Genomic DNA, 12,676 nt, shown 5'->3' with positions numbered 1-12,676 from the left:
TGGGGAAATGGTGACGTTATCGCATCTCGTCCGGTGCGGCAGTGCCTGTAATGGCAAGTCCCGACTTCAAAACCGACGCGACGGCGTACACCAACCCAAGTCTGGCAATACTCGATTCTCGGTTCTTATCGTTAACAAATCGTAATTCAGTCTGATCTTTACCTTTGTTCCAGTGCGCGTGGAAAGCGCTGGCAAGATCATAGAGGTAAAAAGCGATGCGATGCGGCTCTTGAGACTGGGCTGCACTTTCAACGATTCGCGGGAATTCCGCGGCCTTGGCAATCAGCTGCAATTCGGCGGAATCGCTAATGCCTGCAACGGATTGCGCCAAAATCTCAGGCGTCGGAGCAAGATCCGGGAAGGCTTCCTTCGCCTGCCGGAAGACCGACATGCAGCGGGCATGCGCATACTGCACGTAAAAGACCGGATTATCTTTGGATTGCTCCGTTACTTTTGCGAAATCGAAGTCCAATGGCTCGGAATTCTTGCGGTAAAGCATCATGAAGCGGACCGAATCACGTCCGACCTCCTCCACCACATCGCGCAATGTGACAAAATCGCCCGAGCGCTTGGACATCTTCACCGGTTCGCCGTCGCGGAACAGCTTCACGAGCTGGCAGAGCAGCACCGTCAGCTTCGCCTTGCCGTCCGAAACGCCGCGTGCGACCGCCTCGAGACGCTTCACGTAGCCGCCATGATCGGCGCCGAGCACATAGATCATCTCGTCGAAGCCGCGGTCGAACTTGTTCTTGAAGTAGGCGACGTCGGCGGCGAAATAGGTATAGGAGCCGTCCGACTTGATGAGCGCACGGTCGATATCGTCCCCGACTTCGGTCGAGCGGAAGAGCGTCTGTTCGCGGTCCTCCCAGTCTTCGAGAAGCTGACCCTTCGGCGGCGGCAGCGTACCCTTGTAGACATAACCCTTGAAGGTCAGGTCGTTGATGGCGGTGCGGATCGCGGCTGCGCCATTGGCATGCAACGTGCGCTCCGAGAAGAAGATGTCGTGATGGACGTTGAGCGCGGCCAGATCCTCACGGATCATCGCCATCATCATCTCGATGGCGCGATCCTTGACGATCGGCATCCACTGCTCTTCCGGCATATTGTGCAGACGCACGCCATATTCGGCAGCAAGCGATTCCCCGACCGGGACCAGATAGTCTCCCGGATAGAGGCCGGACGGGATCTCGCCGATCTTCTCGCCGAGCGCCTCGCGGTAGCGCAGGAAGACGGACCGCGCGAGCACATCGATCTGCGAGCCCGCGTCGTTGATGTAATATTCCTTGACGACATCGTAACCGGCAAAGGCGAGCAGGTTCGCCAGCGCATCGCCGACAACAGCGCCGCGGCAATGGCCGACATGCATCGGGCCGGTCGGATTGGCCGAGACATATTCGACATTGACCTTGCGGCCCTGCCCCAGACCGGAACGGCCGTACCTGGTGCCCGACTGGATCATCGCGCCAAGCAGGCGCTGCCAGTAACCGACGGAAAGCCTGAGGTTGATAAAGCCCGGACCGGCGACCGAAACTTCGGCGACGTCGGCATCTTCCTGCAGCTTGGCGATGATGATTTCGGCCAGTGCACGCGGATTGGTGCCGAGCGGCTTGGCAAGCACCATGGCAGCGTTGGTCGCCACATCGCCGTGGCTCGCATCACGCGGCGGCTCGACGGCGATACGACCGAAATCGAGCTCGGATCGCTTTTCCTTGACCAGATCGAGCTGCTCAAGGGCGTTTTTAATCCTGGCTTCAAAATCGGTAAAAAGGTTCATCGCACTCTTCCATGCACAGGCTGTGCCAATAGGATTGCCGGCGGCTGCCGGGCGCCCGCTGCCTATCGCAAATCCGGAGTGTGGTCAAACAATCGCCTGTGGGCACTGATGGCATAAGTGTCCGTCATGCCGGCAAGGTAATCGCCGACATGGCGGGCTTTCGGCGCATCGGAGAGACCGGCGATATGGTCTACCCAATAATGGCTCTGCATCTCCTTGGGATTGGCCATGTAGGCGCCGAAGAGATCCTTGACGATCTGGGCGGCACCGGCGCGGATGCGCATGATGTCGGGATTCCGGTAGATGCGCTTGAAGAGCATCGCCTTGATCTGCCTGTCTGTTTCGGCCATCTCGTCCGAAAATGTTGCCATCACATGATCCGCTTTGCGGATATCATCGGCGCTCTGCGGTTTCAGCTCTGCGAGGCGTTTCTGCGCCACGCCGATGACGTCCTCGACCATGCGCGTGATCTGACGGCGCATGATTTCATGCGTGAAACGGCTCGGCTCCAGATGCGGGTAGCGTTCTCTCACCTCGGCCATCAGCCCGGCGAGGAACGGAATTTCCTCCAGCATCTCGAAACTCAGATAACCCGAGCGCAGGCCGTCATCGATGTCATGCGTGTTGTAGGCGATGTCATCGGCGATGGCGGCGACCTGGGCTTCGAGGCTTGCATAGCTCGCAAGCTCGAGATCGTGCAACTCGCAATAGTCGAGAATCGGCTGCGGCACCGGTCCGCGCGTGCCAACGCCATCGGCCGTCAGCAGCGGGCCGTTATGCTTGACGAGACCCTCCAGACTTTCCCAGGTCAGGTTGATGCCGTCGAATTCGGCATAACGCCGCTCGAGTTTGGTAACGATGCGCAAGGATTGGGCATTGTGGTCGAAGCCGCCATAGGGCAGCAGTTCTTCATGCAGCGCATCCTCGCCGGTATGGCCGAAGGGCGTGTGGCCGAAATCGTGGACGAGCGCCACCCCCTCGGCCAAGTCCTCATCGGCCTTCAGGGCGCGGGCAAGCGCGCGGGCGATCTGCGCCACCTCGATCGTATGCGTCAGGCGTGTGCGGTAATGGTCGCCGTCCTGAGCGATGAAAACCTGTGTCTTATGCTTCAGCCGGCGAAAGGCCGTCGTATGGACAATGCGGTCGCGGTCTCGCTGAAAATCGGAGCGCGTCGGGCTGCCGCTCTCTGGATAGAGGCGCCCGCGCGAGTTCCATGGATCTGCCGCATAGACCGCCCGTTCGCCATAACCGAAACCCAATGTATGCCTGTCGAAGCTCATTCTTCACCATCACCAATGCGTTGCGGCTCTGCCCATTGACGCCGCTTTCCGCTCTTCATACCTATAGCTTACAGAAACGGCAAAGAGGCGCTTTGTCGACCGCTTCGCCAGATCCTGTCCTTTATGGGAAGATCATGATAAGTTTCTTTGATATCATGCGTTTGAACATCAAACGTCTAAAATGGGTTCTCTCCGGATCTTGACCCCGGCAGGAGGAATAATGACTGAAGCAAATGTAACCCTTTCCGATGCCGCGGCAAAGCGTATTGCCGCTATTGTCGGCAGCGATCCCGGCAAGAGCGCGCTGCGCGTCTCCGTCGAGGGCGGCGGCTGTTCGGGCTTTTCTTACAAGTTCGATCTTGTGGATGCTGCCGCTGACGACGACATCGTCGTCGAGAAGAACAATGCCAAAGTGCTGATCGACAGTCTCTCGCTGGTTTATATGGCCGGCTCCGAAATCGATTTCGTCGACAACCTGCTCGGCCAGTCCTTCCAGATCAACAACCCGAACGCGGTGGCAAGCTGCGGTTGCGGCACCAGCTTCGCGATCTGATCCGACAACTTGCTTTCCACATATAACCGGCCGGAGATTTTCCTTCGGTCGGTTTCCTGTCTTGTCCGCCGGCGCCGGAGCGCGATAAAAGAACGCTCACACGGAGCTAGGATGCAAGCCATGAAGATCGCGACCTGGAACATCAACGGCGTCAAGGCGCGCATCGACAACCTGACACAGTGGTTGAAGGATTCCGGCCCTGATATCGTCTGCCTGCAGGAAATAAAGACCGTCGATGAAGGCTTCCCGCGGCTGGAAATCGAGGCGCTTGGCTACCATGTCGAAACGCATGGGCAGAAAGGCTTCAACGGCGTCGCCATTCTTTCCAAGAGCTCGCCTTCCGAAGTCAATCGTGGCCTGCCAGGTGATCCACTCGATGAGCAGGCGCGTTTCCTCGAAGCCGTGTTCTCGCTGCCCGGCAACAAGGTGGCGCGCGTCTGCTGCCTCTACCTGCCGAACGGCAACCCGCCGGAAACGGAAAAATACCCCTACAAACTGGCCTGGATGGAGCGTCTGCGCAAATTCGCGGCTGAACGCCTCGAATTCGAGGAAATCTTCATTCTCGCAGGCGACTACAACGTCATTCCCGAGCCACATGACTGCTTTGACCCGAAGGTCTGGGCGAGCGATGCGCTTTTCCTGCCGCAAACGCGCGAATCCTTCCGCCGACTGGAAAATCTGGGTCTCGTCGATGCAGTGCGCTCGGCAACCGATGCGACAGCGCTCTATTCCTTCTGGGATTATCAGGCCGGCGCCTGGCCGAAGAACAACGGCATCCGCATCGACCATCTGATGCTGTCGCCGGAAGCAGCCGACTGCATGACGTCGGCGGCGATCGAAAAGCATGTGCGCGCCTGGGAAAAGCCGTCCGACCACGTGCCTGTCGTGGCTTACTTCGAGTTTGCTGCCTGAGCTTTAAAGCATTTCCGTTTTACGCGATTCCGGTCGCAAAATCGCTGCGCACTTTTGCTGGAATTGCTCGAAAGCTCAGTCGTCCGAGCCGGTCGCAATCGTATGCGACAGGGATACGGCCGCGCGCCGATCCGCCTCGCTGGCGATCGAGAAAGCATCTTCCTGCAGCGACTGCATCCAGCTGCAATCCTTCGGCTTGCAGCGGTCGAGAGCCGCCGTCATCAGCGCCAGACCGCGGGCAGACTGGCCTTCATCGAAAAGGATGTTGCCGAAGACCGACATGGCGCCCGGGTGGCCGCTCTTGCGGGCCTGATTGAGCCATTTCTTGGCCTGATTGAGATTGGCGCTGCCGCCCTCGCCTGCGAGCATCATCTGCGCAAGCTGGAACTGCGCCTCGGGAACACCGAAGGTGGAAGCGACCTGGAAATAGAGCTGGCGGGCCTGATTGAGATCGATCTTCACCGGGCTGCCGGCAATTCCGTGCTTGTAATAGCTGGCAAGCGACAGCAGTGCGTTGATGAAGAAGCCGGTATCCTCCGAACCAGGTTCCACGCCCTGCTGTGCGATCTCGCTATAGATCTTGAAGGCTTCGAAATCATCCTGCGCCACGCCGTCGCCGTCGGCATACATGTTGGCGAGCGCCCAGCGCGAACCGGTGTGGCCCTTTTCGGCGGCATATTTATAGGCTTCGACAGCCTCTTCCTTCTGACCGTTCTTGTACGCTTTGAAACCGAATTTGAAGAGATCGAAGGGGCCTGATTCTTTCGTAACGCCCGTCTTGATGTCGAATGCCAGGACCGGACAGGCTAAAGCCAGGGAAACGGCCATCGACATGCTGAGCAGCATGAATTTGAACAATCTGAACTCGGACGTTACCATCTTTACCGGTTTCTTTCGTTCATCCCAGACGCTTGGCGGCGGCCTTGTTCGCCGTTCTGCCCGCGCGGATGCATTCCTTCCAGGCGAGCGATCCCGCGGCGGGCTCCAAGGCCCCTTTACCCGCGTCGCTTCCAGCCCCATGCCCCTCATTCAAAACCAGAACATCCATGCAAACCATCCGGCTTCCGGCACGGCCCGCATGTGATGCCTGCGGTACTTCGTCTGCGATCCAGGTCGCCACCCGTCCGCCTTCATCGTCTTCGTAAACAGCAAATGTGACCAAACCGGTATCGCGCCCTTCCCTGGGGAACGAAGCTTCATGCCGGGGGACAGAAAATGATGGAAAGACGTGAATCTGCAACACTGCGGAAGGTGCGGATTTCCGGCCGAAAATGCCTTTGACGGAAAGCAAAACGGCTGCTGCCGCTGGCTTCTCGCCGCTGCTATCGTACTGTCTGGCGTTACCGGAAAAAATTCGACCCATGCTACTGCTTACGCATACCCTACACTTGCCATCTCCTCGCCCGCCAATATCGCTGCTCCCTCTTTGTGGCGGGAAATGGACAAATTCGCCCCGCCGACACCATACGCGAACCATCGTAAAAAAGTGTTGCTGAATCGTCACAAAACGGGACGAGAAGATGGGATGATTAACGGCGGTAAATAAAGAAGAGTCCGACTGAGCCGGACTCTTCAATTCTTCAAATCAAGGATTAAAACTTGACCTTTATGCTGGTCGACAGCGCGGCAACCAGATCGTTGCCAAAGGAATAGGAGACATCATCTCCAAACGTGACGCCATCCTGGGTCACAACGCCCGACGAACCGCTTGTCAGCACGCCAACAGCACCGGCGACGCGCCATTCGATATGCTCGGTCGGCGTGAATGCAGCGCCGACGCCAAGCGTCCAGCTATCGGTCTGAGAGCCGTAGCCCTGGCTGGTGCCACGGTCCCAAGTCAGGCTGACCGCGCCTGCCCATTGGTCGTTGAACTTGTGGCCCACACCACCCGTGATGGTCCAGCCGTCACGATAGAGGAGGTCGAGCGAGGTCAGTTCCGTCGCCCCGCCGGAGGTGCAGGCGACAAGGCCCTTTGTCGACGTCGGGCAGAAGGGCACGGACTGCAGGATGCTCCAGTTCGTCCACTTGACCGAACCGAAAGCGAGCCAATCCGGAGCGATACCGCTCTGCAGCTTCAGTTCCAGCGAATCCGGCGCTTCGGCGGAACCGAAAACGGGCGTGACGCGTCCGTAAGGCGCAGCATTCAGCGGCGCAAAAGGTGCGGTAACCTGGGTCAGATCTACCGTGCCCGTTAGGTTGTCGTATTTGACGCGGCTGTTATAGACGAGGCTCGCGCGCATCGCATATTCCGGGATCTCGTATGCGAGACCAGCGCGCCAGCCCCAACCATTGTCTTCGAGATCGAGGCGACCGATGCCATTACCTGTACCAACCAGAAGCGGAACCGTCGAAACCAGACGCTCCTTGAAGCCCTCGACTTCCTGATAGAAGGCGCCGCCGATGAAGCGAAGCTGCCCCGGACCGACATCGAAGCGATAGGAGCAAGTGCCGCCATAATTGCGGGTTTTGATCTCCGTCTCGATATTGTTGTTGGCGCCAGCCCAGTTCAAACCGGGATCGGAATGCCCACCGAAGGGCTCAGAATAGTCGACAAGGCAGTCGATCGCATCGCCGAAACCGGCCTTGAAGCCAATATAAGGAACCGTATAATTCGCGGTATCGTCGGCTGTGCTCGAACGGCTGTTCAGATTGCCGCCCCCTGGAGATACCGAGGTATCCGTATCGCGAGCATTCTTCAGCTTGCGCTGGGGCGTGACATAGATAATGCCCGACTGGAACGAGAAAGGCGACGTATCGAACAACTGATCGATATTGTAACCACCGCGCTCCAGACCGCCCGCAAAGGAGGGCGAAGCGAGTGCCGAAACAATGATGAGCGATGTTACGCCCCTGGAAAACATACGCGCTGCCATTGTGTCTCCCCCACTCAAGCAATTGAAGTAATCACACTGTGCTAGTGAACTTAATAAATCGCAACGAAGCGCTCCGCTGCGACGCGAAGTTGCGTTATGGCTAATTTACGTAAATAATTGACGGGCACGTCAAAAAATTAGATAGATAAAATTCTATTCTTCTATCCGTCAATCTTGAGGGGTTTATTAGATTCCCATTCCACGAGGGATGGGAGCTGTATCTAAGTGACAACAGTGGCAGTTTTCGCGTTCAGCATCCCTCAAATGGGTGATATCCACAGGCCAAAGGGTTAAAAAAGCGTGTTTCTTACGAATCATCATACTTTTAAAACACAAAAGGCGCGCTCACGGGGAACGCGCCTTCAGGAATATTATACTCGTTAGCCGCGATTATCCCGCTTCGCTAACTCGCGCCAGAGCAGTCCTCAGGCTCTCGATCTGGCCCGTCAGCTCAGCGTGGCGTTCGCGCTCGGCTTCCACCACTTCCGGATTGGCATTGGCGACGAACTTCTCATTCGAGAGCTTGCCGTCGATGCGCGCGATTTCGCCATCGGCCTTTGCAATCGCCTTCTCAAGGCGGCTCTTTTCCGCCGCAAGATCGATCAGATTGCCGAGCGGCAGGCAGGCGGTCGCTTCTGCGACGACGATCTGAGCGGCACCCTTCGGTGCAGCTTCAGCCAGCGAAATGACCTCGACACGGGCCAGGCGTTTGATGGCGGCGTCATGACGGAACAGCCGTTCACGCGTCAGGCTGTTGGCGCCAACGACGACGAGCGGCGCGGTTGCCGACGGCGGCACGTTCATTTCCGAACGGACCGAGCGGATGCCCGAAACGAGGTCGATCAGCCAGTTGATTTCATCGGCCGCAGCATTGTCGGCGTAAGCCGGCGCCGGCCATTCGGCATGGCAGAGCAGACCGTCGCGTTCGGCGCCCTCACCCGCCGTATGCGCCCACAACTCCTCGGTCATGAAGGGCATGAAGGGATGCAGCAGCTTGTAGATCTCCTCCAGAACATAGGCGCTGCAGGCCTGAGCTTCAGCCTTTGCGCCCTGATCTTCGCCGCTGAAGACGGGCTTCAGAAGCTCGAGATACCAATCGCAGAACTGGTTCCAGACGAAACGATAGAGCGCGCCGGCGGCATCGTTGAAGCGGTAGGATTCAAGAGCTTCCGTCACGTCACGTTCCGTGCGGGCAAGTTCCGTCAGGATCCAGCGATTGATCGTCAGTTCGGCGGCTTCCGGCACGAAATGCGGATCGCTCTTCACGCCATTCATTTCCGCAAAGCGCGTGGCATTCCAGAGCTTGGTGCCGAAATTGCGGTAGCCGGCGATGCGGGCCGGATCGAGCTTCACGTCGCGACCCTGCGCGGCCATGATCGCCAGCGTGAAGCGCAGCGCGTCCGCGCCATATTCGTCGATCAGTTCGAGCGGATCGATGACATTGCCCTTGGACTTCGACATCTTCTGGCCGTTCTTGTCGCGCACCAGGGCATGGACATAAACGGTGTGGAACGGCTCGACCGGATTGTCGTCCTCATCCTTCATGAAGTGCAGCGACATCATCATCATACGGGCGACCCAGAAGAAGATGATATCGAAGCCGGTGACGAGAACGCTGGTCGGATAGTAGCGCGCCAGTTCCGGCGTCTTGTCGGGCCAGCCGAGCGTCGAGAACGGCCAGAGGGCCGAAGAGAACCAGGTATCGAGCACGTCTTCGTCGCGCGTCAGGATCTCACCGGGCTGGAAATTTTCCAGCTTGTCCTGAACGAAAGCCTTCATCGGGCCTTCGTGCGAGAGATAATGCTGGATAGCAGCCTGCAGCGCCTCTTCCTCGGTCTTCTCGACGAAGACCTGACCGTCCGGACCGTACCAGGCAGGGATCTGATGACCCCACCAGAGCTGACGCGAAACGCACCACGGCTGGATGTTTTCCATCCACTCGTAATAGGTCTTTTCCCAGTTCTTCGGCACGAAATTGGTGCGGCCTTCGCGAACGGAGGCGATCGCCGGCTCAGCCAGCGTCTTGGCATCGACATACCATTGCTCGGTCAGGCGCGGTTCGATCGGAACGCCGCCGCGGTCGCCATGCGGAACCATGTGCTTGTGCGGCTCGATCTTGTCGAGCAGGCCGGCTTCCTCGAAGATTTCGACGATGATCTTGCGGGCCTGGAAACGATCCTGCCCTTCGAGGCGATCCCAGGCGCCGTGCAGTGCCGCCGGATGGTCGAGCCCTTCGAGGAAATCCTCGTTGTCCTTGATGGTGATCGTGCCGTCGACATTCATGATGTTGATGACACGCAGGCCCGTGCGCTTGCCGACGTCGAAGTCGTTGAAGTCATGCGCCGGTGTAACCTTGACCGCGCCGCTGCCGGCAGTCGGATCAGCGTAGCTGTCAGCAACGATCGGGATGCGGCGGCCAACGATCGGCAGGATGACATGCTTGCCGACGATCGCCTTATAGCGCTCGTCCTCTGGATTGACGGCAATGCCGGTATCGCCGAGCATAGTTTCCGGACGTGTGGTGGCGACGACCAGATAATCGCGGGTCTCCCATTCGGTCGGTTTGCCCTCTTCATCGAAAGCAACCGGATGCTGATAGGTGACGCCCGGCTCCAGCGGATAACGCAGGTACCACAGATTGCCCTTGATCTCGTGCTGCTCGACCTCGATGTCGGAAATTGCCGTCAGCAGTTTCGGATCCCAGTTGACCAGACGCTTGTCGCGATAGATCAGGCCTTCCTTATAGAGCGTGACGAAGACTTCGAGAACGGCCTGCGACAGGCCCTCATCCATGGTGAAGCGCTCGCGCGACCAATCGCAGGAGGCGCCTAGGCGCTTCAGCTGGTTGAAGATCAGGCCACCCGATTCGCCCTTCCACTCCCAGACCTTTTCGATGAAAGCGTCGCGGCCCATATCGCGGCGGCCGGGAAGCTGCTGCTCCATCAGCTTGCGCTCGACGACCATCTGCGTAGCGATGCCGGCATGGTCCATGCCCGGCTGCCAGAGAACATCCTTGCCGCGCATGCGCTCGAACCGCACCATGACGTCCTGCAGCGTGTTGTTCAGCGCATGACCCATGTGCAGCGAGCCCGTGACATTCGGCGGCGGGATGACGATGGTGAAGCTGTCAGCACCCGGCTTTGCGTTGACGCCGGCGCGAAAGGCATCGGCCTCATCCCATTTCGCAGCGATTTTCGGTTCGACGGCGGCGGAATCGTAGGTCTTTTCGAGCATTTTCTGACCAATTCGAGGTTCGAGGATGGGCGTTTTGTAAATAGGATGGCTACGGCCAAGTCAATAAAAAAGCCGCCCCGGAGACCGGAGCGGCTCTTGCCTGGAAAAGCGGTCCGATCAGCGGCGCGGGCCGCGCGCCACGCGTTCGATCTCTTCGCGCACGAGACGTTCGACGAGCGTCGGCAGGTTGTCGTCCAGCCACTCGCGCAGCATCGGACGCAGCATGTCTTCGGCGATCTCATCAAGAGAGCGGCGTTCGGCGGCACCATCGATGGCAGCGGCAAGCTCTTCGAAGGAGCGGGCAACCTGCAGGCCGGTGTTCTGGGACAGAAGTGACGGCTGCGCTTCTTCGACACGCGCAGGCGCAAGCTCGGCGGGCTGGAAGGCTACCGGCTCGACGCGCAGTTCAACAGCGGGAAGCACGGGTGACTCCTCGACGAGCGCAGGCTGCGGAACCTCGGGCAGGCGCGGCTCGGCAAAGACGGGTGCAGGCTCGGCAGCATATTGGGCGACGGGAACAATCGGAACAACGCGGGGAGCCGTAGCTGGCTCGACCGGACGCGGAGCGGCAGCGGCGCGCGGCGCTTCATAGGCTGGCTGCGACTCGAATTGCGGCTGCGGTTCGCGGGACGGCTGGGGCATGTCACGGAGAGCCTGGCCGGCCTGAACAGCGCTGCGCTCGGAAGCGGCACGGACGCGGGCTGCGACATCGGCAAGCGACATGGCGCGAGCAGGCATTTCCGGCTCCGGAGCGCTACCGGCGGAATTTGCAGCGACGAAACGCGGATCGCCACGCAACGCTGGAGGCTCCGGGAACTCGATGCCAGCATAGGTGTCGTCAACCGTCAGATGGATTTCGGAGTCGTTTTCCTCTTCCGCACCGTAAACAGGGGGAAGCGAGGCGGATATCGCCTTTCCCGCGCCTGGCTCATTGCTTTCGATGATCTGGCGAATGGAGGCCAGGATCTCTTCCATGGACGGTTCACGCACTACACCTGGCTGAGCCATATCTATCCCCGTTATCCCTTAAACAACGATCGGACGGCGTGGAGTATGCATCCGAATCACCATGACCTTAGAATACCCCAAAGGGGAAAAAAATCAGCGCGAATCAAACAAATGCAGCCGTGCACAGTTTTGTTACCCAAGTGTAAGCGAAGTCTGTGAAGGCTTTTTTGACAGCCGAAAAGAAAACGGGCGCCGATGGCGCCCGCTCAAAAAATCGGCGGCAGAAACGCCTTAGAATACGAACTCGCGAGCCTTGGCGAAACCGGGCAGCGGCTTGACGGACGCATTGAAGAAGACGTTTTCGGAAACAGCGCCGCGCTCGCTGACGAAGACCTTCGCGCGCGCGGCATTGCCATAACCCTGCACGGCAACAAGACGGCCGCCATCCTGCAACTGGCCGAGAAGTGCCGCTGGGACTTCTTCCACCGAACCGTTGATGAAGATCAGATCATAAGGAGCGCCGGCGGCATTGCCCTTATCGAGCGGGCCAGTTACGACCTGCACATTTGCATAACCAGCGAGATTTGCCTTGGCTTCAGCAGCAAGGGTCTCGTCCGATTCGAGCGCCACAACAGAGCCTGCGATCAGCGACAGCAGCGCGGACGCGTAACCGGTGCCGGCGCCGACTTCGAGAACGGCGTCATCCTTAGTGATGGCTGCGAGCTGCAGCAGCTTGGCGAGCGGCGACGCCTCCATGAGGAAACGGCCGGGATTGCCGGCAGCAGCCGGAGCAATTTCGATATCATTGTCGATATAGGCCAGCGCCTTCGCTTTCTCCGGCACGAATGTCTCGCGCGGGACGGTGAGGAAGGCCGTCAGCACCGAATGCGAGGTAACGTCCGTGGTGCGGACCTGGTTGTCGACCATCTTTACGCGTGCTGCTTCGAAATCCATCATATCCTCTCGCCGATGAAAGCGGTTCAGTCTTCCGTCTCTTAATCTCCGGCACGATTGCTTTCAAGGCTTGCCGGATGCGCGTTTGAAGAATCCCGGAAACCCCTCCCCGCATGCAACAGCTGAAAAACGATTGCCGCAACTTCTG

10 protein-coding genes are annotated in these 12,676 nt (G+C 58.8%); 2 read left to right on the top strand and 8 right to left on the bottom strand.

Translation table 11 applies throughout. The annotated features are described in order from the left end of the window. Nucleotides 1-16 precede the first annotated feature (16 nt). Together argS and ACK9YZ_RS07250 are read right to left on the bottom strand one after the other, a co-directional pair. On the bottom strand, nt 17-1,774 hold the full coding sequence (argS, locus tag ACK9YZ_RS07255) for an arginine--tRNA ligase (protein WP_416066135.1): 1,758 nt from the start codon (nt 1,772-1,774) through the stop codon (nt 17-19). A gap of 62 nt (nt 1,775-1,836) precedes the next feature. Further along, complete coding sequence (locus ACK9YZ_RS07250; protein WP_216757820.1) at nt 1,837-3,054, bottom strand: deoxyguanosinetriphosphate triphosphohydrolase; 1,218 nt, start codon at nt 3,052-3,054, stop codon at nt 1,837-1,839. Nucleotides 3,055-3,274: 220 nt separating this feature from the next. On the opposite strand from ACK9YZ_RS07250, the gene erpA reads away from it, so the two are divergent. Beyond that, nucleotides 3,275-3,607: an iron-sulfur cluster insertion protein ErpA gene (gene erpA / locus ACK9YZ_RS07245; protein ID WP_183729790.1), complete on the top strand. Its 333-nt coding sequence runs from the start codon at nt 3,275-3,277 to the stop codon at nt 3,605-3,607. A 120-nt stretch (nt 3,608-3,727) separates the two neighbouring features. After that, nucleotides 3,728-4,519, top strand: a complete 792-nt coding sequence (gene xth, locus ACK9YZ_RS07240; protein WP_216757819.1) for an exodeoxyribonuclease III — start codon at nt 3,728-3,730, stop codon at nt 4,517-4,519. Nucleotides 4,520-4,594: 75 nt separating this feature from the next. On the opposite strand, the gene exoR is transcribed toward xth, so the two are convergent. From exoR to ACK9YZ_RS07210, 6 genes are all read right to left on the bottom strand, one after another. Continuing rightward, nucleotides 4,595-5,398: an exopolysaccharide production regulator ExoR gene (gene exoR, locus ACK9YZ_RS07235; RefSeq protein WP_216757818.1), complete on the bottom strand. Its 804-nt coding sequence runs from the start codon at nt 5,396-5,398 to the stop codon at nt 4,595-4,597. 19 nt (nt 5,399-5,417) lie between these two features. Continuing rightward, nucleotides 5,418-5,882: a hypothetical protein gene (locus tag ACK9YZ_RS07230; RefSeq protein WP_416066134.1), complete on the bottom strand. Its 465-nt coding sequence runs from the start codon at nt 5,880-5,882 to the stop codon at nt 5,418-5,420. Nucleotides 5,883-6,111: 229 nt separating this feature from the next. Continuing rightward, nucleotides 6,112-7,392: an outer membrane protein transport protein gene (locus ACK9YZ_RS07225; RefSeq protein ID WP_416066133.1), complete on the bottom strand. Its 1,281-nt coding sequence runs from the start codon at nt 7,390-7,392 to the stop codon at nt 6,112-6,114. Between the two features lie 390 nt (nt 7,393-7,782). Next, the gene (locus ACK9YZ_RS07220; RefSeq protein ID WP_216757815.1) at nt 7,783-10,626 is read right to left on the bottom strand and encodes a valine--tRNA ligase; all 2,844 of its coding nucleotides are present in this window, start codon (nt 10,624-10,626) and stop codon (nt 7,783-7,785) included. 117 nt (nt 10,627-10,743) lie between these two features. After that, complete coding sequence (locus tag ACK9YZ_RS07215) at nt 10,744-11,634, bottom strand: DUF2497 domain-containing protein (protein ID WP_416066132.1); 891 nt, start codon at nt 11,632-11,634, stop codon at nt 10,744-10,746. Between the two features lie 231 nt (nt 11,635-11,865). After that, nucleotides 11,866-12,531: a protein-L-isoaspartate O-methyltransferase family protein gene (locus ACK9YZ_RS07210; protein ID WP_216757813.1), complete on the bottom strand. Its 666-nt coding sequence runs from the start codon at nt 12,529-12,531 to the stop codon at nt 11,866-11,868. Nucleotides 12,532-12,676 lie beyond the last annotated feature (145 nt).

It is taken from the genome of Rhizobium sp. ZK1 (assembly GCF_047782645.1).
Classification (GTDB): Bacteria; Pseudomonadota; Alphaproteobacteria; order Rhizobiales; family Rhizobiaceae; genus Rhizobium.
This window is presented reverse-complemented; position numbering and strand designations above follow the sequence as displayed.